This is a genomic window from Methylophilus sp. VKM B-3414, assembly GCF_032248435.1.
Taxonomy (GTDB): domain Bacteria; phylum Pseudomonadota; class Gammaproteobacteria; order Burkholderiales; family Methylophilaceae; genus Methylophilus; species Methylophilus glucosoxydans.
Genome location: NZ_JAVTLI010000007.1, coordinates 284051 through 305887 on the forward strand (window position 1 = coordinate 284051; position 21837 = coordinate 305887).

Consider the following 21837-nt stretch of genomic DNA (forward strand, 5'->3'; position numbering starts at 1 on the left):
CCCTGAACAGGCGCAACCTCCCTCACCCCTCAGGCAGGCAACATAGCAGGGAGCGAGGCGGCATTGGCGGTCATATACGCTCGGGTGAGTGGCTGCCGAGCATGATCAACGGTGCGATGCCCGACCAGTATCTGGTAAATCCCCAAATGACCGTTTTCAAACGACAATCGGCTTGCCGTCATATAGGCCAGCCAAATCCTAAAAGTGGCCTCACTCACATATTTGAGCGCCTGGTCGTGCTGGCTGGCCAGTTGTGAAATCCAATGCTGCAAGGTCAGGGCATAATGTCTGCGCATAGACTCCACGTCCAGAATTTCAAATTGCGCCAACTCCATTTGCCGCTGGATATTGCTGACCGTCTCTAACTGACCATCAGGAAACACATAGCGGTTGACGAAGGTATGCCCCAGATTATCCGGCCAGCCCTCAACATCGCTGGTAATGCCATGATTCAGGAATAGCCCGTCCCTGGCCAGCAAACGCCGCACAGTCTGAAAATAGGTGGCCAGATTCTTGATCCCCACATGTTCAAACATGCCGACACTGGCAATTTTGTTGTACTGCGCGTGACCGGGGAGATCGCGATAGTCTTGCAGGCGCACCGAAACGCGCCCAGTCAGGCCGGAGATTTCGATCTGTTGCTGCGCATAGTCATATTGCTGTTGGCTGAGGGTGATGCCCGTTGCCTTAACGCCATAATGCCTGGCCGCATGCATCACCAGCGCACCCCAGCCGCAGCCAATGTCCAGCAGTTCATCATGGGCGCTTAACTGCAGTTTCCGACAGATCAACTCCAGCTTGGCGGTTTGCGCACTGGCCAGATCCTGTGCCTCGCTGAGAAAATAGGCGCAGGAATACACCATGGCAGGATCCAGCCACAAGGCATAAAAGCCATTCGAGACATCATAATGAAACTGAATCGACAACCTGTTTTCATCGCGGCTATGCGTGTGCACCGCTTGTGCAGCAGGTAAGCGACTCAAGGCTAGCGGCCGTAAAGAGACCGGCTTTTTGAGTTGCCGCAGCAGATGATTGAGTAGCGCCCGCCCCTTCAGGCGCCAATGGATGTGCAAGCGGCTGAACTGCTCGCGCAACGCCAGCAAGGCGGCCAGATCGCCTTCAATATCCATCTCGCATTTGAAATATGACTCGGCAAAGGTCAGGGGGTCTTTGCGTTTGAGAAACGACTCTAGAATCGCAGGCGTATGAAAAATCAGGGTAAACGGACTGCCATTGACGGGCGCCCCCTGCTTACCCAGGTGTACACGTTGGCCGTCCCATAACTGGATTTGCAAATGGCCATCAAACTGGTCAAAAATGCGCCTTAGCATATTCACCATGGCGGCAGATGGATCTTCAGACCACACCTTAAAGGTGAGTAGTTTTTTCAAGGTTTTCATCTGCACACTCCACGTACCAAAATCAAAGACAGTCAGTATTTGCTGCCATTGGTGGCATCACGGTCATTCACTTCGGGGTTCTCTGCAGTCGTCCCTAGTGCTTTTTGATTCATCGAACTATTGTGTGCATCCTTATCAATTTTCTCCAAGTTGATCATGCCGTTTTTTTGTTTGACCTTGTCAAAACGCTGCTCATGAAACTTCAGGAATTCAGCTTTTGACACCTCGCCATCTTTGTTGCTATCCATGTCTTTGTATTGCGCATGCCCTTCACAGGACTGGGGCATTTTTGACTCTTTCATGGCAGCGAATACGCTTTGACTGGTGGCCAGCAGGAGAAGGGTAATGCAGAAGAGTGGTTTATTCATGAGGCATCCTTGATTAAAAGAAGAAAGAGTGAAATGGATACTCTGGTAGACGTACGACTTCACTCAAGCATCAGTGTATGGCCCGCTGAATCAATCCTCGGTGCGCTAGCATACACAGCGGGCTGCGTCATTTCTTATGTTCGCTAACGTACATAAGCGTATAGTGACTTCTTCTATCATGTGCATGCATATCATTCAAAGAGGCCACTATGAACGCCATGCACTCCCCAAAGCAAAATCATTTGCTGAATGCGTTGCCCGAGGAGGACTACATACGCATTCAGGGCATGTTGGAATATATCCCCATGCCTTTAGGTCAGGCCTTATATGAGTCGGGGGGGCATTTAAAGCATGTCTACTTCCCGACCACGGCCATCGTCTCGCTGCTCTATGTGTTAGAGAGTGGCGCCTCTGCAGAGATCGCAGTGGTAGGGAATGAAGGCATTCTCGGGATTTCACTCTTCATGGGCGGCGAGACCACGCCAAGCAGAGCTGTCGTGCAGAGTGCAGGATCCGGGTACCGCATGCGCGCCAGCCTGTTAAAGCAGGAATTCAACCGCGCCGGAGTGATGATGCAATTGCTTTTGCGCTATACCCAGGCCCTGATTACTCAAATGTCACAAACGGCCGTCTGCAACCGACATCATTCCATTGAACAGCAGTTGTGCCGATGGTTGTTGCTCAGCTTGGACCGCTTGTCGTCCAATGATCTGAATATGACGCAAGAGCTGATTGCCAACATGTTGGGCGTGAGACGCGAGGGCGTCACTGAAGCCGCGGGCAAGCTGCAGCGGGCAGGATTGATTGAGTACGCCAGAGGACACATTCGCGTTCTGGATCGCGCACGGCTGGAAGAAAACGTGTGCGAATGTTATCAGGTGGTCAAAACAGAGTTTGACCGGCTACTACCGGATATTCACAGGCATCGTCAATAGTCCCCCTATCATGCCTTGGGCGCTAAAAAACCTCACTTCACCCTTTGCGTTGTGTGCGGATTCTCGCCAGTTGATACCACCTTGGCTGGATCACGTGCGCGCCCAGAATGGCCCCACCCAGTCCCATCAATCCCATTCCGGCCAGCATGGTAATCGCAATCACCGTATACCAGTGCGCCTGCATATACCACGTCGGCGAAACCGTCACCCATTGTGGAAAAAACAAGACATAGCCGCCGAGAAGCAAGCCTAGGCCACCGCCATAAAAGGCCCCATGCCAGGCCTCTACCCAAACTTGCGATGTTGCAATGACAGGGGCGGTGTCGCCGGCGGAGCGTAATGTGTGCTGCGCGCCACCGCTACTGTCTGCATCATTTAAATACAGCGAGGGCTCGATGTTGGGCGGCGTCGCATCCATGGTAATCAATCCAGGTCTTCTTTTCATGGCAGTCCTTTGAATGGTGAGGGTTGTAAAAATCTATCTTATGACACAAGTGCATGATTCTCCTCCGCTGTCATGGCTTGACTGTCTGGCAGCACACAGAGCGCACGCCAAAGATAAAATCGGCACATGTGTGCAAACGAACAGAGGCGCCTCCGCGACACTGCTATGTTGTGGTGATGAAACACCCATCCGTTCGTAATCCACTCCGCAATCAACTGATAGACCCGCTGAATCGCCACTGCCATCATCAATTGCTCAAGCATGGCGAAGTCGTGGAGCTCAGCTCAGGACACCAGTTAAACCAGCCAGGGGAAACGGTGGCTTATGCCTACTTTCCTGCCGGGGGCGTCATCGCCCTGATCATGCAACAGCCGACCGAGAAACCGATTGCGCTCACGCTGGTCGGTGCAGAGGGGATGGTGAGTATTGCCTCGGTGTTGGGGGTGAATATTGTGCCCTATGCCTCACAGGTGCTGATCTCCTGTGAAGCCCTGCGCATCCCCGTGCAACATTTGTATGACCTCAAGCTTAAAAACACCGACTTTTGCAAGGTGCTGGATAGCTATGTGGCGGTGATGCATACCCAGTTTGCCCAAGCCATTGTTTGCCATAGCCTGCACAACGTGCAACAACGCATGGCGAGCCTGTTACTGACTTATAGTGACCGCGTGTCTGCGGCTGACTTTGCCATGACCCAAGCCCTGTTGGCCAGCTTGCTGGGGGTCCGTCGCTCGGGGATCAATAAAGCGGCCAGCATGCTACAGCAATTAAGAACACTGCAATACAGTCGCGGCCATATGTATATTCTTAACCGGACCGCTTTACTCAAGGTCGCCTGTCCATGTTATGCCAATGACAAACTTGCCTATCTGTCCATGATGAGCAACTAGCCATGATGCGCAGCCAGGCAATAGCGCTGGCCTGTGATGCTTGAGGCCGGCGCATCACAGGCCAGGTGAATACAATGGGATTCAGCGCTTGACTGCCCAGCCTAACCCAAACCCAATGGCGACAGCGATCCCGGCGATTTGCCAGGGATGCAGGTGTACATACTGGTCTGTCGCCTTGATCGCTGCTTTTGATCCCTCAATCACCCGCGCTTCACTGTCTTGCAAGCTTTGCTTGGCGGTTTCCATAGACTGGCTGACTCGGCGACGAATTTCATCCAGCGCCTCTCCGCCCTGACTCGCTGTTTCCTGCAATAAAGCCTGCACATCGGCAATGACGGCATGCACATCCTGCGACAATACGCGGGCGGCATCTTCCCCGTTGTTGATGTGAGGGGACTGTTCCAAGCGAATATTCATGTTGTGGATCTCCTGTGATATCAATGCAAGCAGGTCCATCCTGCTCGTCAGTATGGTGCTGGCGCTCAAACCACATGCGCCTGTTGAAGGTGACGCTTATTCAGCCAACCCGCCCCAGAAGCGTTTTGCTTCCTGGGTCTCGCTGGCTTTGGTGCTTTCAGCTGCCGCCCAGCAAGCCTGTCGTTCTTCACGCAAGATGCCATTACAGGTACTGATCGCTACCGAATAATTGCCGTGAACATGCGCCATGCGTGCGTCGAGGCGACTTTTTGCCGTCGGATGGCTACTGGCTTTGAGCTCGGCAAGATTGATGGCCCGCTGTGTCTCCGCGGTCACCCTGCAGGTCTCATATGCATGCCAGCGCAAGGTATCGCAGACCTTTAAACTCTCCCGGTATTCAAAAGCCACCGACTGCTGGCGCTTTTTAACTTCACTCGGCGATAAGGCCGCCGCACTGGCGGCGGTAAAAGTAGCCAGACAAACCATGGCTATCGATAAAACAGCATAAACACGCATATGGATTTCCTAAAATAAGCGGCTCACAACAAGACTTTTTTCAAAGCAACTAAGGCTCGGTGACCGCAAGGGCGTTGGGCTCGGTGCCCGCAGGGCGTTGGCCGCGATTCGGCGCAAGTCCGCTGCCTGGTGCCCAATATAGCGCCATCAGCGCGCCTTGCTCTGTACGCTGGCATACAGAGGAGACCGATCACACGCCCTACACTATGCTGATCGCTTCACCCCACCGTCCAGAAAGGATGGCAATATGCCTATCGCAAAACCCATGCTCACGATCACCCCGGCCGCCACCGCTGCGGATGCAAACACCGCCGCAATGCGTCCAACCCCTGACGCAGACCAGCCACCAACAGCAGCCATTAAAAAATATGGGCATACCCATGCAGATATCGATCAACAGATCAGCGATTGGCTAGAAGCACAGCGCCAGCCCAAGCAGCCTTAATTCACCCCGGCGCCGCTGTGATTGCTTTATGATGGAGACTTCGCCGATCATGGGAACGGTTTGCTGAACGCACTCGCATGTTGACCCTGAACACCAGTCTCGTCACGCACTTTGCAATCGCCATCGGCATCGGGCTGATCATTGGTGCTGAGCGTGAAAAGCACAGACAAGGCGCGGCCGAGAAATCGGCACAAGGGATACGTACGTTTACGATGGCGACCCTGCTTGGGGCCGTCACCGCCTTGATTCACTTTTGGCTGTTCGCGCTGGCCATCCTCTGCGTCATGGTGTTTTCAGCGATTGCCTACGCTAGGCAAATCAATGAACATCCGGGCATGACCACGGAAATTGCGCTCATGCTGTCTGTGGTGCTCGGCGGCCTTTGCCTCACCGCCCCAGAACTTGCGGCGGCGCTTGCCGTGGTCATCTCCATTTTGCTGGCGACAAAAGAGACCCTGCATGCGTTTGTGTTGGGGATGCTGTCCAAAGAAGAATTAAACGATTTTTTAATTCTGGCAGCGGCGACCGTGGTCATCCTGCCGCTGGTCCCGGACCAGTTTATTGGCCCCTACCATGCCATAAACCCGAGAAATCTCTGGTTGATTGTTATCCTGGTCATGGTGATAGGCGCCCTCAGTCACGTGGTATTAAGGGTGCTTGGATCACGTATCGGACTGCCAGTGATCGGATTGCTGTCTGGCTTCATTTCCAGCATCGCCACCATCACCACCATGGGCGAACGCGCAAAAGAAACACCGTATTTAATGCGCGGCGCCATTGCAGGCGCCCTCTTGTCCAGCCTGGCAACCATTTTACAACTCGTACTCCTGCTGTTTGTCATCAGCCCGAGCACACTGATGGTGCTTGCCTGGCCATTGCTGTTTGGCGCGCTCTCCATCACCGTATATGCGCTCATTATCGGCCTGCGTGCTGGCCATGAACGCAATGTGCCCATCGCCTATACGCCCTATCAAACCTTTAAACCCGGCACCGCCTTCACGCTCGCGGCCGTGATTGCCCTCATGCTCATCCTGGCATCCGCGCTCAAAGACTGGCTGGGCTTAAATGGCCTGTTAGCCGTTTCAGCGATTTCGGGCCTGGTAGATGTACACGCGCCGACCATCGCCGTGGCCACGCTGGTCGCCACGGGCAAACTGGCGGACAGTCAGGCCGCGCTCCCTATCCTGCTCGCTTTTTCAGTCAACGCGGCGAGCAAAGTGTTTATGGCATGCATCACCGGGCCCCGGCCATTCTGGCAGGCCGTCAGCCTGGGCGTATTGGCACAGATGACCTTGACCTGGCTGGGATGGTGGTTTTTTATTGCCCATCCATAACTAAAACGCAAGCGCCCAATACGATGGTGTGCCCTTGAATGCGCCATCGCCATCGCAACCTCCCCTGATCATCCAGCCCAGCCTCGCAATTGCCCCTGTGTGGGACAACACACAGAACAACGCTTTTTTGAGTGCAATACTTGCCCTTATTCATGTTGATGGAGTCTCTCATGGCAAGTATTCCTTTATCTGGCGAAGCCGTGCTCACAAACACCCGCCCCCCGCCCTATGACAACATAGACACCTTAGCCAACGCCACCGCAGTTTCCTGGGGCGCGATTCTGGCAGGTGCCGTGGCAGCAGCGACTCTGAGCCTGATGCTGTTTCTGCTAGGCTCAGGCGTGGGCTTTGCTTCGGTCTCGCCCTGGATGCGCAAAGGCATTGATGCTTCAACGTTTGGCCTATCAGCCATTCTCTGGCTCACCTTCACACAACTGCTGGCAGCAATCCTGGGCGGATACCTGGCTGGCCGGCTACGGGCAAAATGGTTATCTGCACATAGCGATGAAGTATTTTTCAGGGATACCGCACACGGCTTTCTGGCTTGGGCCGTCGCCACGCTGGTCATCGCCACCCTGCTCACTTCCATCGTCGGGACAGAGGTCAACTCGGGCGTACAGGCCAGTGCTCACGTGGCAAAAGGTGTGGCAAATAGCGCCGTAAAGATGGGTGCAAGACAGGCCCAAGCGTCACCGACCGAAAGCGCTGACCATGGACAGATGGCCTATCTGATCGGCTCGCTGTTTAGACCAGACACCCCTCAACCTCAACCCACCCCTGAGGCTGTCGAAGCCGGACAATACAGACCGACAACGCCGCCGCCTATGGCTGAAGCAACCCCCATTTTTAACCACGCGATGCTGGCCGACGTGCTGCCCGCTCAAGACAAAACCTATCTTGGTTTATTGATTTCACAACAGACCGGCCTGGCCACAGCAGAGGCCGAATCACGCGTACAGACGCTGTTTTCCAGCATGCAGACAAGCAAAAAAGCAGCGGCCCTCCAGGCAAAAGAAACGGCTGAGCAAGCCCGTAAAGCCACGGTCTATATCAGCTTGTGGCTGTTTGCCTCTTTACTCATAGGCGCATTCTCAGCCAGTTTGGCTGCCGCCTGTGGGGGCCGCTACCGGGATGCATAACTCTGTGACTGTTTTGCCCCCCCATACTCATTGACTCAGGAAGACATCATGCGCTCATTACTTCTATTCTTTTTAGGCATTCCCATTCCAATCATTATCTTGATTGCCCTATTCGTGCATTAAGTTGCCAAACGCATCTTTCTTTGCAGCAAGCCCCTCGACCACAGATCAGCATTTTACAGATCACCATTTAAGGACATACACGATGCAAACCAAGCCAGATCAATCCAGCCAGAAAGCGTCTACGTCAAAAGCCATGGAGGCCACTGCCATGCTCAAGGCTGACCATCAACTGATCAGCACACTGTTCAAGGAGTATGAAAAAGCCGAGACCAAAGCCGCCAAGAAAAAAATTGTCAGCCAGATTTGCCTGGAGCTCAGTATCCACGCGCAGATAGAAGAAGAAATCTTTTATCCTGGGGTGAAGGCGGTGCTCAAAGATAAGACCCTGATCCCAGAAGCCATTGTGGAACATGCCACCTTAAAATCGCTGATCGCCCAGGTAGAAGGCGTAGAGCCAGACGGGGAAATGTTTGACGCCAAAATCAAGGTACTGGATGAGTATGTCACCCACCATGTCAAAGAAGAACAAGAAGAGATGTTTCCCGAAGCCAAGGCCTCCAATCTGGACATGGTTGCGCTGGGGGAAAAGATGCATGCAAGAAAACAAGCGTTGCTGGCTGAGCAGGCTTAAACCGGGTCACTGCGCTGCGCTGCGTGGCGCATGTGATTGGCCGATACGATTACCTTTCACGACCGGCCGACCTGCCATAAAGACAAGGTATTTCTGAGGGGAGGATCAACCGGCCTGGCCCCATGCGCATCTGCGTATCCGAACAATCCGGTGGGGCAATGCCGGTCATCATCCCAGCCAGGATAATCAACAATGGGATACAGGCATAGCCCATCCACCGGGATGCCCACTTTTTGCGCGCTGCAGACTTCTCGACAGATGTAATCTATCCAGCCTGACCGGTCTTGACCTTCTGCGCCCGTTTCTGCAATCAACAAGGTACGCCCATATCGTAAATAGACTTCGGCAAGCATGTCGAATACCGAGCGGTAAGCAGACGCGTTGGGAGATATCTTGCCGCCCCCCAAGAACCATTGATTGGTACTGTAATAGTTAAGCCCGACCATATCCAGATATTTGGGATCCCCTCCCAGGCCCGGCCAAGACTCGCCGATCAGCATATCCAGGGCTTCAAATTGAGAGAGGCGATAAGCTTCAGCCTGTGCTTTTTCTCCGGGACAGTCTACTCTGGGCAGCACATGAATCAGCGGCTCGGCGGTGATAAACCGCGCGCGCGGGTCAACCTCGCGAATCGCCTCAATCGCCGCAATGGTGGCACGCACTAACTGATGCTTGAGCTCTAGGCCACGGCCCCTTGCAAGCGGGTTAAAAAATGCGACCTCGCCCCCTGCCCAAGCCCAGAAGGAGATTTCATTGATGGGGCAGTAGATAGGGAACTGATCTGTCTCCCGCATGACAATACGGGCCACCTCTGCCGCAAACTTGGCAAAACGCTGCACAAATTCCGGTTGCCAGATATTCAATCCATCTGGAATGCCATAGTGACAGAGATCCCAAATCACTTGTACCTGAGCGCGGTGTGCAGCTTGGACCATGGGCAAAAAACTGGTCCAGTCATAGCAGCCGGATGACGCTTCGATCAAATGCCAGCGGAGTCCATCGCGTACTGACGGCAAGCCATGCACCTTCAATGCACGATAATCTGCATATGCCCATTGGTCGTGTCTGGTTGACTGAATGAGGTCTAGCCTACGCCCATCCGCCCGGCGATGGCTTGAGCATTCAAAACCTGCCATAAAAAAACTATTGAAATTTTTAGAGGGCAGCAATGCAACGCCCTGCTATTCGTACACAGTGTCAAGGACTGCGCTAGCCTGCTCTGTCGCTAACAACCGCTGATAGGTGGCCAGTGCCTGCCCGACCACCTGATCCATATTGTAGTACTTGTAAGTGGCCAGACGACCGACAAACGTGACATCGGGCGTGGCATCTGCCAGCGCTTGGTATTGCTTGTATAACTCGGCATTTTGCGGCCGCGGGATGGGGTAATAAGGATCGCCCTCCGCTTGCGGAATCTCATACGTTAATGCTGTTTTATGATGGATTTGGCCAGTGAGGTATTTGTATTCCGTAATCCGCGTATGCTCAATAGCTTCATCCGGGTAGTTGACCACTGCGACAGACTGGAACTGTGGCTGATCCAGTGTGACATGGCGAAACTTCAGGGAGCGATAAGGTAACTTACCAAAACAATAATCAAAATATTCATCTATCGGTCCGGTAAAAATCAAATGTCCGAATTTGACTCGGCCTCTCACCTCCCGGTAGTCCACATTCAACAACACCTTGATATTGTCATGCGCAAGGATGTTGTTGAACATGCTGGTATATCCGTGTAAGGGCATCTGTTGATGTGCATCGAGAAAATATCGGTCGTCATGATTGGTTCTTGTCGGCACCCGCGACGTCACAGACTTATCCAGCTCAGAAGGATCCAGTCCCCATTGTTTTTTGGTATATCCACGGAAAAACTTTTCATACAAGGCCCTTCCGATCTGATTCACGACCACATCTTCTGAGGTTTTAATCTCAGCAACGTGCTCCGCCTGCTCGGCCAGAAAGGCCTCAGCCTGCGCATCATTCAGGTCCAAATGGTAGAGTTTATTAATCGTGGTTAAATTAATGGGGATAGGCAGCAGTTGGCCATCCACATCGGCCAAGACCCTATGCTCATAGGGAAGCCACTCGGTGAATCGGGATAAATAATCCAGGATCCGTTGAGAGTTGGTATGAAAAATATGCGGGCCATACTGATGAATCAGAATGCCTTCTTGATTGTAATAATCAAAAGCATTGCCAGCGATGTGCGGCCGCCGATCAATAATCAGGACCCGTTTATTCAGGTCAGCCGCCAGTCTTTCCGCCAATACACTACCGGCAAAGCCAGCGCCGACAATCAGATAATCGAACTCAAATTGGGCCATGGCCTATACACTCAGTGGAATCACTGCGGAGTCATGTACCACCCGCGAGACCGCAGTCATCGCTGCATTTGGCTGTAGTTTCTGTTCCATCAGCGTATTCATTTTTTGCCATGTTTTATCCCAGGACATGCCATACAATATCTGGTCTGCTTTGGCTGAGACGACTGAGGGCGTTTGCATCATTTTAAGCGCCGTTTCAATTGCAGCAACAAAGGTCTTGCTATCCTCGGCTATCAATACCAGCTCGCTTTTTCCATACATTCTGACCACATCCCGGATCGCTGTGGACACAACCGGACGGCCACCCGCCAAATATTCAGGCGTCTTGGTCGGGCTGATATACTGCGTTGACCGATTGATGGCAAAAGGCATAAAAGCCACATCCCAGCCGCTCAAGTACATCGGCAAGGCATCATATGTTTTGGGGCCCAGATAGTGGATATTGGGCAACCTGGGGAGGCTTTGCGGATCGATCTTCAACACCGGCCCAAGCATGATCACCTGCCAGTCAGGGCGGACAGTCGCAATCGACCGAATGAGATCAAGGTCTATGCGCTCATCAATCACGCCGTAAAAACCAATTTTCGGCCCGGGGAGATTGATTTGATCCGGCGGTTGCGGGTTTGCTTGCCTGGCCACGCCAAAATGGGCGATGTCCACACTACTCGGAATCGGATACACATGCGGGTGCTGTCTGGATTTAGACTCATACAGGCTATATCCGCCGGTAAAAACGATATCGACTTTCTTGAACAGCGCACGTTCATAATCTATTAATTGTGGCGGCGCTGCTGCAAACGCTGACAATTCGTCCATGCAATCATAGATGATCATGGATGCATTGATATGGCTGGTATAAGCCAGGCTCATCGGTGTGTAATACCACAGAATAGGATTGGCATCCGCGATCATTAAATACCGGTCAAGCAAGCCTCTCAGCAGCGCGGTGCCTTTGGGCTTGCCGATATGCTGGGCAAGCAAATGTGGAATAAGCAGCCGAACGCCCTCCGGGGTGAGAATCACTTCCAGCCAGGTCGTTTTGCCTTCACTCGGAACGGGTTCCTCAAAAAACAATACCTGAAAGTTTTTTGCAAAGCGGCTCATTAAATGCTGTGGTCGCTGGTAAACAAAATTCCAGCGCAAGTGAGATAAACATAGCAATGTCGGCTTGTCTGGATCAGGTAAAGTGAGCATGGACTGTCTGCCTTTTTCCAAAGGAAACTTGTAGCTCGTAGTTTGAGAAGGCAGACGACTCATGGACCGCTCCGTGGTAATGTTGAGTGTTAGGATTCTGTTTACAGCTTAATCATGAAACCCGCTGAATGGCATCAGCTGTTTCATCATTCACTCGTAGGAAAATCTGAGGGAGATAGCGGCCTGGGTTTAAGGCCAGATAACGATCAGAAGCGGTTTGGTATCGCTCTCTGATTGCCATCAAGCGCCTCTTTAAAAAACACAGAGGCCGATAGACAACACTGCGCCCAACAGAGATGACTCCGCTAGGCTAGTTAGTGCATCGAACCGTTAAGGCTTTTGGTTGCCGCTCTTGGACGCGTGATTTTTATTGTCCTTAGATGCAGAACCTGAATGGTTGTCCTGGTTTTTACTACTCGGATTGGCTGGCTTCTCATGCTGCTCACCTGCGCTGCGCGTTGGTGAGTCCTTTTTGCTACTTTTGTTTGTATCCATGATCAATACTCCTTAGGCTCCCAGACACACTGCACACTGCTTAGAACAGTCAAGGAAGATTTAAAATCAGTTGAAGCAATGTGCGTTGAGCTTAAGGTCAATCCACACCTGAAAATATCCGTACTTCTCTGATTGGCTTGTGAGACTTTCATCCAGCATGAATAGGCGATACAACACGATTTGAGACTTTAGAATGGGGCGCTGAGCGATGGAACTCGCTATAAACCGGGTTGACATACTGCGCGAGGAGGTAATGCCTCTGTATTCATCAACCACCACTCACACAACACTCAAGGCGCGCTCGATGCGCACACTTAAGCCAGGCATGTGTTATTCAATATAGTGATTTTTGTCGGTACTTTGGCAGACGCTATTACGCCATTCTTTTGACAAGTGGCGTCGATTGCCAGGATAGTGATCTTCAAGGCCACTGATCTCCACAATACGATCCACGAGAAAGATTCTAAATGCCTGATGTAACTCACACCACGCGGCAATGGACCACCGCGAATCGACGAACCCTAAAATAAGCGGCCAGATCACATACGCCAAAGTGTCACCCGTTTTGTTGATATAGGCCACTTTGAGTTTTTTTTGCTCGCGCATGGCATAACGCACTACGCCTGAATCAAAATCTACGACAAATGGTCTTTCGCCAACATAAAGCATGTCATCCTCCATGAATAGTTTCATGTCCGCAGGAATGACTGCTCCAATCTTTGCCAGTGCATTTTGAGCCCCAAGCGCGAGCGCTTGATCTGTTTGTTGACTCACCCATTGCGCACCTGCGACCAAAGCTTGCAATTCGTCTTCATTGAATGTCATCGGCGGCAGCAAAAATCCAGGCTTTAACATGTACCCTACGCCTGCTGCGCCATCAATTTCGGCACCCATGGCCTGCAACGTTGCAATATCACGGCGAATTGTTCGCAACGAGACATTGGTTTCTTGCGCCAGCATTGCGCCGGAAACACTCCCGCGATGTCGACGCAACACTTGCATCAGTTCGTTGAGGCGATGGCTACGAGACATTGTTACTCCATGGCAATAACACCTTTGCCCCCTATTTTGAGTCCACCCTCAATTTCACTCATCAGATTTGCACCATCAATGAGCGATACGATTCTGCCAATCGGTAATTGGAGCTTTCCGAGTTCCGCCGCTTTTGCGACCTTGCCCAAAGTATACTCGCTCGGACTGCCTATCAGCACCTGATAGTTTTTCGAGAAAATCGCCCGCAGGAATTTCATTGGTTTCGGGTCAAGGTCAAGAAATACACCATTTTTCTTGAGCAGCTTCATCCCTGTGCTTGTGGAAATGGTTGTTGAGGTATCGTAGACAATATCGAACTTTTGCGTCAGGGCATGCAAATCCACTTTTCGATAGTCGTACACATGGGCTAATCCCATTTTTTGCATTTTTGCCATGTCTTCACGGCGGCAGCTGCCAGAGACGATGGCCCCCAGCATCTGCGCGATCTGAATCGTTGCTATCCCAACAGCCCCGGCGCAACCGTTCACAAATACATGTTGACCAGCCCTCAGGCGGGATTTTTCCACCAACCCTCTCCACGCCATAATGCCAGGCGTCGCCAAACAGGCTGCATCCTCAAACGAGACTGTATCCGGTTTGTGTGTCACAAAGGACTCATTGGTGACTAGCATCTCGCCGAACGCACCTGCCTGTTTCAGCCGTGCCATGCCAAACACATGGTCGCCTGGAGCAAAGCGTGTCACCCCTCTACCAGTTGAAATCACCGTCCCCGAGAAGTCCAAACCCATTGCCCGAGGGAAGGTGTTTCCGGTCAGGATTTTCATCGTGCCATTGCGTAACTTCCAGTCGATGGGGTTGATTGCAGCATATTTCACCTTCACAAGCAGCTGGCCCTTGCCGGGAGCTTCCACTTCAAACTCCTCCAGGCGCATCATACTTGCCCCGCCATATTGATGGTACTGAATGCGCTTCATGCGGACACGCTTTGTTTCTGGATAGTTATACACTTGTTCATATTCATTTCGATGGAGTATTGAAATGCTTACTATAAACAGTGCACATGCCAGATTTTGTCACCATCTTCAACATATTTAGCCAATAAATAAAGCCCATTGCTTAGGCAATGGGCTTTAAGCCTGAAAATGTAATGTCACATTTTCAGGCTAAGGTTTCACTTAATTTGCCTGCAAGTATTGGGATATGGTCTTTTTTAAATCCTCTGGATTATCCACGCTGAGGAAATGTCCAGAACCTGTGATGGTCTCAAGCGTTGCGTTTGGTACTTTCTTCCAAGTCAAATATCTTTCGGCTTGTCTTGACCAGTCATTTTCTCCGTATATCAGCATTACAGGGCTTTTGATCTTATGATATTGATCAGTGGCCTGCGCCCAACTGCGCCAGTTTTTTAATATGTTCCTGCCAAGAAAACTGTAGCCCGGCCGATGTCCTGTTTTATCAAACATTTTCATTAACCAGGTTGGGATTTTTTTGATTTTTGTGACGCCGCCATTCATCACTAGGCTCAAGAAAAATCGATTCTCAAGTGCAGCAAAAATCGCCCCATTGATGGGAATTGAGTAATTCCACATCATGAAGTTGGCAATAAAGTTGCCACGCCGGATGCCATCTGCGTAACGCGTTTCATAATCGTATGTATTGACCGCAATCACCTGCTTAATCTTATCTGGGATTTGTGCAGCGACCGTGAGAGACAATGTCGCGCCAATAGACTCACCAATTAAGGTGAGATTGGTCAAATTCAGCTGATCAATTAAATCAAGCACAGAGGCTCTCAAATAGGGCTCGTCGTAGTTGATTTTCTTATTGATGGACGATTGACCGTGGCCAGGTAAATCGATGGCATAGACGGTAAATTTTCTCGCATAAAATGGAATCATCTCGCTAAACAACTCAATTTGCGTTCTGATCGTATGCATTAAAAGCAGCGGTTCTCCACTCCCTGTTTTAATGACTCGAACCGTTTCTCCATCTTTAAGCGTGACAAAAAATTCCTCTCCGTTAAATTTAAGATCTGTTGGTGCATCACGCATTTCATTCTCCCTTATCAAATTAATTAGTACTTATCATTGTGAGTGAAGTGATATTTAAGTGATCACCCCCCAGGTTTGATCCATCATGCTCAACCGTTAAAACGTTTAAAAATGACAGATGCATTAACCCCGCCAAATCCAAACCCATTCGAAAGGGCATATTCAAGATGTCGATGAATGGGATCTTGTGTCGTAATCGCCAGCCCAGTTGTCCGCGCATCTGGCGAGTACAAATTGATTGTGGGTGGGCAACACTGCGCTTCAATTGCTTTAATGGTAAAAATGGCTTCTAGACCTCCCGCTGCGCCCAGCAAATGTCCAGTGGAAGACTTTGTGGCACTGATCACAGGTTGGGCATGACGCTGACCAAACACAGTTCTGATGGCTGCCAGTTCACTTGCATCTCCCATGGGGGTAGACGTGGCATGCGCATTGATATGGTCAACAGCCTCGGGAGATATGTGTGCTTGATTAAGGGCAATCATCATGGCCCTGGCAGCACCGGAACCCTCCTCGGGGCTGGAGGTGATATGGTAGGCGTCAGAAGTGGTTCCATATCCCACTAATTCAGCAAGCGGTTTTGCACCTCTCGCCATGGCATGTTCATAGGACTCAATCACCAAAATACCAGCCCCCTCTGCCATCACAAACCCATCACGATGCGTGTCAAATGGTCTTGAGGCTAACTCAGGGCTTGCAGCGTATCTTGTACTCAGTGCTTTTGCGGCTGCAAACCCGCCGAGGCTGACTTTATCAATACAAGCTTCTGTCCCCCCACAGATTGCGATATCGGCTTCATTGGCATGAATCATCCTGGCCGCATCGCCAATCGCTTGTACGCCTGCTGCACAGGCGGTAACCGGAGCACCGAGTGGTCCTTTGAATTGGTGTTTAAGTGCTATCTGCGCAGCCGCCAAATTGACCAAAAATGATGGAATCGTAAATGGCGAGAGCTTACCCACACCCACTGCTTCGCCTGTGCGGACTGCATGTGCAATGGCTGGGAAACCACCCACCCCTGAAGCGACAATGGTGGCAGTGCGTTGTTTTTGAATCTCAGTCATCGGTAGCCACTGGGCTTGCTGAATGGCCTCGTTAGCGGCAATCAGAGCAAATTGAATAAATCTGTCAGAGCGTCTTAACTCTTTTGCATCGAGATATTCAGACAAATTGAGCCCCATGCTCGGATCAAGCTCTGATGGTTTAACCCAACCGGCGATGTTGACTGGGCTGCCTTCTGCCAACGCATCAGGGAGCATAGAGATTCCAGACTTTCCCTCCAGCAAATGTTTCCATGCCAAGTCAACGCCTGTTCCAAGCGGACTGACTGCGCCCATCCCAGTAATCACAATACGTTTCATCATAAATTTCCCTGAAGGCCTATTGAGTTAAATTGGCAAGTTGTTTTGGGTGGGTATTGATCGGGATACATAACATGGCCGTAATGAGCGCCAATGCAATATGTATGCTGTACGTTGGGATAAAGTCACCCGGCTTGAGCAGTGCTTTACCAAGGAATAACACGGTGATGGACACACCTATCACCGTGCCAATTTGGCGGGCAGCGTGATTGATGGCAGAACCAACGGCATAGTCTTTTTGCGGCAAACCAAACATGGCGGCAGCGGATAAAGAGGGCATGACCAAGCCGACAGAGATACCGCTTAATAGTAAACCCGGTAGCCATGTAGCCAGATAATTAGGGGTGGTATCGGGGACCATTAAAAACCACAGTCCACTGAGGGCGTAGGTCATGGTCCCTGTGATAAGCAAAGGACGATGTCCCACTTTGGAGGCTATTTTCCCTGCAACCAATGCGGTAGGAACAACCATCAGTGGCCCTGGCATGACAGACGCACCGGCTAAGGACTGGCTTAAATGCCATATATTCTTCATCCAAAAAAAGAATGAAAAAAACATGATGGAAAACGCAATCCCGAAAGTGATGCCTGCCAGGTTTGCAAATAAAAAGGTTTTGTTTTTAAACAGGCTGAGGTCAAACAATGGTTCTGGGTAAAACTTCGCCCAAGGAATATAACTTGCCAGCAACACCAAACCTAACATCAGAATGGCTGTTAACTCATAGGAATTCCAAGCAGGTGACTTCATCTCAACAATCGCAAACGCAATCGCTCCCACACCGACGACCAACTGCAACATGCCGACGAGATCAAGCCGCATATGCGCTCTTGGCTGAACCGACTCATGCAATACAGCTAAGCTTTGCCATATGCAGAATAATCCAATCGGGATGTTGATAAAAAACGCCCACTGCCAGCCACCTACATCAATAATCCAGGAACCAATCCCCGGACCTAATGCCGCGGCCAAAGCACCAACAGCGCCCCAAGCGCCCATGATGACTGACCGCCTCTCGCGAGGAAACGCCTCCAATACCAGCGCCAATGCAGAGGGGGTCAGCAGACAAGCGCCGATAGATTGAAAAACTCTGGCGACAATAAGCCATGAGACACTAGGGGCGGCACCGCATGCAAATGAGGCGCTGATAAATAACAAGGTGCCTAGTGTGAATATTTTTTTACGCCCAAATTTATCTGCAATACCACCCGCCGGGATCAGCATGGCAGCATAGACAATAGAGTAGCCGCTCATCGCCCAGGATAGATCAGCGGCAGTAGAGTCCGGAAAGCTACTGAGAATATTATTGAACCCAGCATACAGAATCGTCGTATCCAGGGAGGACATAAAAATCGCAATACTGGCGATTGCGAATACCCGCCAAGCTGCAGGGATTGCTTTATTTGCTGACACTAACTGCTGTATGTTTGAGTTCATGACATTCTCTGATTTGACTTAGGCGTGTTAGGAAACTGGCCACACCGCCTAGACTCGTTGCGGCCAGTGTTCGCTTAGTGACTCAGAAAGAACTCAGCTGTGTTTACAAACGAATCATGGTACTGAAAAATCGAACCGTGATTGGAGTCTGGATATAACAGCAATTGCGCATTTTTAAGCTGCTTATATAGGGTAATCGAACCCTCGGTTGGTAACATGGTGTCATTGCTCCCCGTCACCACCAAAACCGGTTGTTGAATGGCTTTTAACGTTTTGAATTCAGGATCAGGTGTGCTCGTCCATACAATTAAGGCCTTGCCATGTGCATCTGCAATCTCCTTGCCACTTTCAGGGTCACGCCCTTCTTTTCTGGCATAGACGCGAGACAAAAATGCAGCGGCGGCTTGCTTCCCTGCATCACTTTGAGAGAAGAACAGATAGTCGCGAGGATCTGGTGCATTGGCTCTCGAAAAGGCCTCACCCAATACTTTCATCAGATGATTGCCACCGCCTTGATGGGTAGTCCCGGCGAGAATCACTTTTCGAACCAGTTCTGGATGTTGCGCAGCAAGTTCTTGGGCAACAAACCCACCCATCGAAAACCCCAACACATCCACTTGCTTATAGCCCAGCGCTTGAATAAACGCATAAGCATCTGTGGTCATTTGTGCGATGTTGTCGGCAACCACTCCATTCGTAGCACCAACGCCTCTGTTATTGAATACAACCACTGGACGATTCTTGGCCAAGGCATTCACTACCGCCGGATCCCAGGCATCCATATTGCCAGTGAAGTGCTGAAGGAGCACTAATGGAGTACCTGATTGAGAGCCTAAAGTGCGGTAAGAGAATTTAATGCCATTGGCCTCTACAAATTTTGTGGCCGCTGTCTCCAGTTTATCTGCAGCCAAGGCCGTGCCTGACTCTATGATGGATAAGGTAGTGGCGATGAGTAACAATGATCTTAAAATTTTATTCACGAATATCTCCTGTTCAGTCAAATGGATGATTGGGTTCTTAGGTGGTGATTAGCTCAGGTAACGATTCGCTGGTTTAGCTAATGACAAATGCGGCCCCAATGCTTTTCTTGCCGCATCAAATGCTTGCCAATCCTCAATATTTGGCAAAGATGGAATAGTGATCACCTCGCCCAAATCAAATCCTCTTAGCGCGGCATCCACCAGATCATCAGTTTTCATCACCATTTCAGGCGGCAAGTGACTTGCTGGCATATTCACTTTGTCCAGGAACGGCGTATCGGTCGCACCTGGCAACACCACCTGAATGCGCACCCCTTTGTCACCAAGTTCATGCTGCATGGATTGGCTAAACATCACCACATAAGACTTAGTTGCGTTGTAAACGCCATTGAACATTTCAGGAATATAGGCAAGCACTGAGGCAACATTGATGATGGCACCTTTGCCTTCAGCAAAAAATCGTTTGGCAGCTGCGCCGGAGAGTCGTGTGAGCGCGGTGATGTTCAATTGAATCATGGTCTCCATCGCATCCATATCAGACTCAACCAACGTCGTAGACGCACCACCGCCTGCGTTATTCACCAGCAGGGTAATACTGCTATCTTCCCGTAAGCGTGTTTCGACTTTTAATAAATCAGCCTTGAGGGTCAGGTCGGCCGGCATGATTTCTACCTGACTTCCAGATGCGCTCTTAATCCCATCTGCTACTTTTTGCAGCTTTGCTTGATCACGTGCCACCAAAATCAAGTCATAACCTCGCTTTGCTAGTCGGTCTGCATACACAGCCCCAATCCCAGTTGATGCACCGGTGATCAATGCTGTCCCAAGTTTATTCACTGCATTCATTTTTTCACCTCTTTACGGTTTAACAGTTATGTATATAAATACCAATCGGTACATAAATACTATGCAACAAAATTTGCTCTGTCAACAATTTTTTGTAACAATTGGTATAAATTACTTAAGTGAAGAAAATTGAGATGACTGAAGAGTTAAAAAAGACACGAGGTCGCCCCAAAATGTTTGATAACGAGGTGATCCTGGACAAGGCTTTGAAAGTGTTTTGGGAAAGGGGCTATGAAGGCGCCTCAATGGCTGAGTTAACCTCCACGCTTGGTGTGAATAAGCCAAGTTTGTATGCGGCGTTTGGCAATAAGGAAGAATTGTTTAGGCAAGCGCTTTCTAAGTATGTCTCCGGTCCAGCTTCATTTGTGAGGATGGTGATGAAAGAGCCAACAGCGCGCAAAGTCGCAGAAAAGTTTTTATTAAGTAGCGCAGAGTTTCTAACTAGTGAAGCACATCCCAAGGGATGCATGATCGTGCAAGGTGCCCTTTCATGCGGTGAAGGCGCACAAATCATCAAAGAGCAGCTTATTCAGTATAGAAAACATTATGAGGGCTTGTTGACTGAGCGATTTGAGTTGGCAAAACTGGAAGGTGATTTATCGCCTGACCTAAATGCCGTTGATTTATCTAAATATTTAGCTACTCTACATCAAGGAATGTCAGTACAAGCGGTTAATGGCGCCACTCAAGAAGAACTCAAAAGGATGGTTAATGTAGCGATGTTGAATTGGCCGAGCAAATAAGGGTAACCGGTTGTTCAAGGCGACGCCAGCAGCGCTCGCGTCGTTTTTGAAATGCTAAGCGGCCTCCCTAACGGCTCCCCCGACTTTTAATGTTAGGCCTTTTTTGCGCAGAGCTCACCTTTTAGGGAAACAAAGATGTCATCTTTCTCGGATCCAAAAGCGATTGTCGGCTATGCAGAGAACGCAACCCGACGTGTCCCCGGCCTGACTGACGTACACCGTATGTCGGCTATTTTATTGGCTGAGAGCACGCCACCTGAAGGGCGAGTGTTGGTGGTTGGTGCCGGCGGAGGAATGGAACTTAAACTCTTCGCGCAGTCATTTCCTGGCTGGCAATTTGACGGCGTGGATCCCTCTGCCGAAATGTTGAATTTGGCCAAGACTTCACTTGGGCCGCTGGCCTCTCGAGTTCAACTACACAATGGTTACATCGAAGCGGCTCCAATGGGGCCATTCGATGCGGCGTCTTGCCTCCTCACGCTACATTTCATCCCCGAAGCTGAACGCTTGAAGACACTGTGCGAAATTCATTCACGGTTAAAGCCTCGAGGCGTTTTTGTCGCAATGCACTACAGCATTCCTCAGGGTCCTGCAGAGCGTGAACTATGGCTATCCAGATGTGCTGAGTTTGCAATCTCATCAGGAGTAGATCGGGAGCAAGCGAAAACAGCGGCGGAGTCTATTGGTAAACAGCTCCCTATCCTTTCGCCAGACCAAGACGAAGCGCTCATGCGAAAAGCAGGCTTTACTGAAATCAGCACCTGAATCGCCCCGGCTAGCCTAGATATTTTCGAGCCTCTCGAAATACCGCCGTTCAAACTCTGCGGGAGCG

The 21837-nt window shown here is 50.6% G+C and carries 24 protein-coding genes; 8 read left to right on the forward strand and 16 right to left on the reverse strand.

Translation table 11 applies throughout. The features are described 5' to 3' along the window. Positions 1-29 precede the first annotated feature (29 nt). The gene (locus tag Q9292_RS08645) at positions 30-1400 is read right to left on the reverse strand and encodes a class I SAM-dependent methyltransferase (protein WP_313986893.1); all 1371 of its coding nucleotides are present in this window, start codon (positions 1398-1400) and stop codon (positions 30-32) included. 32 nt (positions 1401-1432) lie between these two features. Beyond that, a complete protein-coding gene (locus tag Q9292_RS08650) occupies positions 1433-1768 on the reverse strand; it encodes a hypothetical protein (protein WP_313986896.1) in 336 nt (111 codons plus the stop codon). 209 nt (positions 1769-1977) lie between these two features. On the opposite strand from Q9292_RS08650, the gene Q9292_RS08655 reads away from it, so the two are divergent. Beyond that, a complete protein-coding gene (locus tag Q9292_RS08655) occupies positions 1978-2703 on the forward strand; it encodes a Crp/Fnr family transcriptional regulator (RefSeq protein ID WP_313986898.1) in 726 nt (241 codons plus the stop codon). A 37-nt stretch (positions 2704-2740) separates the two neighbouring features. Here the strand turns inward: Q9292_RS08655 and Q9292_RS08660 are convergent, their stop codons facing one another. Continuing rightward, positions 2741-3148 carry a hypothetical protein gene (locus Q9292_RS08660; RefSeq protein ID WP_313986901.1) on the reverse strand — a complete coding sequence of 136 codons (408 nt, stop codon included), beginning with the start codon at positions 3146-3148 and terminating at the stop codon, positions 2741-2743. 176 nt (positions 3149-3324) lie between these two features. Here Q9292_RS08660 and Q9292_RS08665 point away from each other — a divergent pair, with 176 nt between their 5' ends. Further along, on the forward strand, positions 3325-4038 hold the full coding sequence (locus Q9292_RS08665; protein WP_313986903.1) for a Crp/Fnr family transcriptional regulator: 714 nt from the start codon (positions 3325-3327) through the stop codon (positions 4036-4038). Positions 4039-4119: 81 nt separating this feature from the next. Here Q9292_RS08665 and Q9292_RS08670 read toward each other — a convergent pair whose 3' ends face one another. Together Q9292_RS08670 and Q9292_RS08675 are read right to left on the reverse strand one after the other, a co-directional pair. After that, a complete protein-coding gene (locus Q9292_RS08670) occupies positions 4120-4455 on the reverse strand; it encodes a YqjD family protein (protein ID WP_313986906.1) in 336 nt (111 codons plus the stop codon). A 96-nt stretch (positions 4456-4551) separates the two neighbouring features. Further along, positions 4552-4971, reverse strand: a complete 420-nt coding sequence (locus tag Q9292_RS08675; protein ID WP_313986908.1) for a hypothetical protein — start codon at positions 4969-4971, stop codon at positions 4552-4554. 247 nt (positions 4972-5218) lie between these two features. Between Q9292_RS08675 and Q9292_RS08680 the strand changes: the two genes are divergently transcribed. The 4 genes from Q9292_RS08680 to Q9292_RS08695 all read left to right on the forward strand — a co-directional run bounded on the left by Q9292_RS08680 (position 5219) and on the right by Q9292_RS08695 (position 8583). Then, entirely contained in the window at positions 5219-5416 is a 198-nt protein-coding gene (locus Q9292_RS08680) for a hypothetical protein (RefSeq protein ID WP_313986911.1), read from the forward strand. A 77-nt stretch (positions 5417-5493) separates the two neighbouring features. Continuing rightward, positions 5494-6750 carry an MgtC/SapB family protein gene (locus Q9292_RS08685; protein WP_313986914.1) on the forward strand — a complete coding sequence of 419 codons (1257 nt, stop codon included), beginning with the start codon at positions 5494-5496 and terminating at the stop codon, positions 6748-6750. 170 nt (positions 6751-6920) lie between these two features. Continuing rightward, complete coding sequence (locus Q9292_RS08690; protein WP_313986917.1) at positions 6921-7889, forward strand: hypothetical protein; 969 nt, start codon at positions 6921-6923, stop codon at positions 7887-7889. A gap of 205 nt (positions 7890-8094) precedes the next feature. Continuing rightward, entirely contained in the window at positions 8095-8583 is a 489-nt protein-coding gene (locus tag Q9292_RS08695) for a hemerythrin domain-containing protein (RefSeq protein WP_313986919.1), read from the forward strand. Between the two features lie 56 nt (positions 8584-8639). On the opposite strand, the gene Q9292_RS08700 is transcribed toward Q9292_RS08695, so the two are convergent. The 11 genes from Q9292_RS08700 to Q9292_RS08750 form a co-directional block, all read right to left on the reverse strand. Continuing rightward, the gene (locus Q9292_RS08700) at positions 8640-9719 is read right to left on the reverse strand and encodes a beta-glucosidase (RefSeq protein WP_313986921.1); all 1080 of its coding nucleotides are present in this window, start codon (positions 9717-9719) and stop codon (positions 8640-8642) included. 45 nt (positions 9720-9764) lie between these two features. Beyond that, a complete protein-coding gene (glf, locus tag Q9292_RS08705; RefSeq protein WP_313986924.1) occupies positions 9765-10907 on the reverse strand; it encodes a UDP-galactopyranose mutase in 1143 nt (380 codons plus the stop codon). A gap of 3 nt (positions 10908-10910) precedes the next feature. Further along, positions 10911-12164 carry a glycosyltransferase family 1 protein gene (locus Q9292_RS08710; RefSeq protein WP_313986926.1) on the reverse strand — a complete coding sequence of 418 codons (1254 nt, stop codon included), beginning with the start codon at positions 12162-12164 and terminating at the stop codon, positions 10911-10913. Positions 12165-12431: 267 nt separating this feature from the next. After that, entirely contained in the window at positions 12432-12596 is a 165-nt protein-coding gene (locus tag Q9292_RS08715) for a hypothetical protein (RefSeq protein WP_313986928.1), read from the reverse strand. Positions 12597-12926: 330 nt separating this feature from the next. After that, entirely contained in the window at positions 12927-13628 is a 702-nt protein-coding gene (locus tag Q9292_RS08720; protein WP_313986930.1) for a YafY family protein, read from the reverse strand. 2 nt (positions 13629-13630) lie between these two features. Continuing rightward, positions 13631-14563 (reverse strand): NAD(P)-dependent alcohol dehydrogenase, encoded by a 933-nt coding sequence (locus Q9292_RS08725; protein WP_313986932.1) that lies wholly within the window; start codon positions 14561-14563, stop codon positions 13631-13633. A gap of 201 nt (positions 14564-14764) precedes the next feature. Then, the gene (locus tag Q9292_RS08730) at positions 14765-15640 is read right to left on the reverse strand and encodes an alpha/beta hydrolase (protein WP_313986935.1); all 876 of its coding nucleotides are present in this window, start codon (positions 15638-15640) and stop codon (positions 14765-14767) included. 89 nt (positions 15641-15729) lie between these two features. After that, a complete protein-coding gene (fabF, locus tag Q9292_RS08735; RefSeq protein WP_313986938.1) occupies positions 15730-17004 on the reverse strand; it encodes a beta-ketoacyl-ACP synthase II in 1275 nt (424 codons plus the stop codon). Positions 17005-17020: 16 nt separating this feature from the next. Further along, on the reverse strand, positions 17021-18436 hold the full coding sequence (locus tag Q9292_RS08740; protein WP_313986941.1) for a DHA2 family efflux MFS transporter permease subunit: 1416 nt from the start codon (positions 18434-18436) through the stop codon (positions 17021-17023). A gap of 74 nt (positions 18437-18510) precedes the next feature. Further along, entirely contained in the window at positions 18511-19416 is a 906-nt protein-coding gene (locus tag Q9292_RS08745) for an alpha/beta hydrolase (protein ID WP_313986943.1), read from the reverse strand. A 48-nt stretch (positions 19417-19464) separates the two neighbouring features. Then, positions 19465-20262: an SDR family NAD(P)-dependent oxidoreductase gene (locus Q9292_RS08750; protein ID WP_313986945.1), complete on the reverse strand. Its 798-nt coding sequence runs from the start codon at positions 20260-20262 to the stop codon at positions 19465-19467. Positions 20263-20396: 134 nt separating this feature from the next. Between Q9292_RS08750 and Q9292_RS08755 the strand changes: the two genes are divergently transcribed. Together Q9292_RS08755 and Q9292_RS08760 are read left to right on the forward strand one after the other, a co-directional pair. Continuing rightward, positions 20397-21005: a TetR/AcrR family transcriptional regulator gene (locus Q9292_RS08755; RefSeq protein ID WP_313986947.1), complete on the forward strand. Its 609-nt coding sequence runs from the start codon at positions 20397-20399 to the stop codon at positions 21003-21005. A gap of 135 nt (positions 21006-21140) precedes the next feature. Next, the gene (locus tag Q9292_RS08760; RefSeq protein ID WP_313986950.1) at positions 21141-21770 is read left to right on the forward strand and encodes a class I SAM-dependent methyltransferase; all 630 of its coding nucleotides are present in this window, start codon (positions 21141-21143) and stop codon (positions 21768-21770) included. Positions 21771-21837 lie beyond the last annotated feature (67 nt).

Coding starts and splice junctions, on each gene's coding strand:
- Q9292_RS08645 (WP_313986893.1), bottom strand. CDS start 1,400: ATGAAAACCTTGAAAAAACTACTCACCTTTAAGGTGTGGTCTGAAGAT.
- Q9292_RS08650 (WP_313986896.1), bottom strand. CDS start 1,768: ATGAATAAACCACTCTTCTGCATTACCCTTCTCCTGCTGGCCACCAGT.
- Q9292_RS08655 (WP_313986898.1), top strand. CDS start 1,978: ATGAACGCCATGCACTCCCCAAAGCAAAATCATTTGCTGAATGCGTTG.
- Q9292_RS08660 (WP_313986901.1), bottom strand. CDS start 3,148: ATGAAAAGAAGACCTGGATTGATTACCATGGATGCGACGCCGCCCAAC.
- Q9292_RS08665 (WP_313986903.1), top strand. CDS start 3,325: ATGAAACACCCATCCGTTCGTAATCCACTCCGCAATCAACTGATAGAC.
- Q9292_RS08670 (WP_313986906.1), bottom strand. CDS start 4,455: ATGAATATTCGCTTGGAACAGTCCCCTCACATCAACAACGGGGAAGAT.
- Q9292_RS08675 (WP_313986908.1), bottom strand. CDS start 4,971: ATGCGTGTTTATGCTGTTTTATCGATAGCCATGGTTTGTCTGGCTACT.
- Q9292_RS08680 (WP_313986911.1), top strand. CDS start 5,219: ATGCCTATCGCAAAACCCATGCTCACGATCACCCCGGCCGCCACCGCT.
- Q9292_RS08685 (WP_313986914.1), top strand. CDS start 5,494: ATGTTGACCCTGAACACCAGTCTCGTCACGCACTTTGCAATCGCCATC.
- Q9292_RS08690 (WP_313986917.1), top strand. CDS start 6,921: ATGGCAAGTATTCCTTTATCTGGCGAAGCCGTGCTCACAAACACCCGC.
- Q9292_RS08695 (WP_313986919.1), top strand. CDS start 8,095: ATGCAAACCAAGCCAGATCAATCCAGCCAGAAAGCGTCTACGTCAAAA.
- Q9292_RS08700 (WP_313986921.1), bottom strand. CDS start 9,719: ATGGCAGGTTTTGAATGCTCAAGCCATCGCCGGGCGGATGGGCGTAGG.
- glf (WP_313986924.1), bottom strand. CDS start 10,907: ATGGCCCAATTTGAGTTCGATTATCTGATTGTCGGCGCTGGCTTTGCC.
- Q9292_RS08710 (WP_313986926.1), bottom strand. CDS start 12,164: ATGAGTCGTCTGCCTTCTCAAACTACGAGCTACAAGTTTCCTTTGGAA.
- Q9292_RS08715 (WP_313986928.1), bottom strand. CDS start 12,596: ATGGATACAAACAAAAGTAGCAAAAAGGACTCACCAACGCGCAGCGCA.
- Q9292_RS08720 (WP_313986930.1), bottom strand. CDS start 13,628: ATGTCTCGTAGCCATCGCCTCAACGAACTGATGCAAGTGTTGCGTCGA.
- Q9292_RS08725 (WP_313986932.1), bottom strand. CDS start 14,563: ATGAAGCGCATTCAGTACCATCAATATGGCGGGGCAAGTATGATGCGC.
- Q9292_RS08730 (WP_313986935.1), bottom strand. CDS start 15,640: ATGCGTGATGCACCAACAGATCTTAAATTTAACGGAGAGGAATTTTTT.
- fabF (WP_313986938.1), bottom strand. CDS start 17,004: ATGATGAAACGTATTGTGATTACTGGGATGGGCGCAGTCAGTCCGCTT.
- Q9292_RS08740 (WP_313986941.1), bottom strand. CDS start 18,436: ATGAACTCAAACATACAGCAGTTAGTGTCAGCAAATAAAGCAATCCCT.
- Q9292_RS08750 (WP_313986945.1), bottom strand. CDS start 20,262: ATGAATGCAGTGAATAAACTTGGGACAGCATTGATCACCGGTGCATCA.
- Q9292_RS08755 (WP_313986947.1), top strand. CDS start 20,397: ATGACTGAAGAGTTAAAAAAGACACGAGGTCGCCCCAAAATGTTTGAT.
- Q9292_RS08760 (WP_313986950.1), top strand. CDS start 21,141: ATGTCATCTTTCTCGGATCCAAAAGCGATTGTCGGCTATGCAGAGAAC.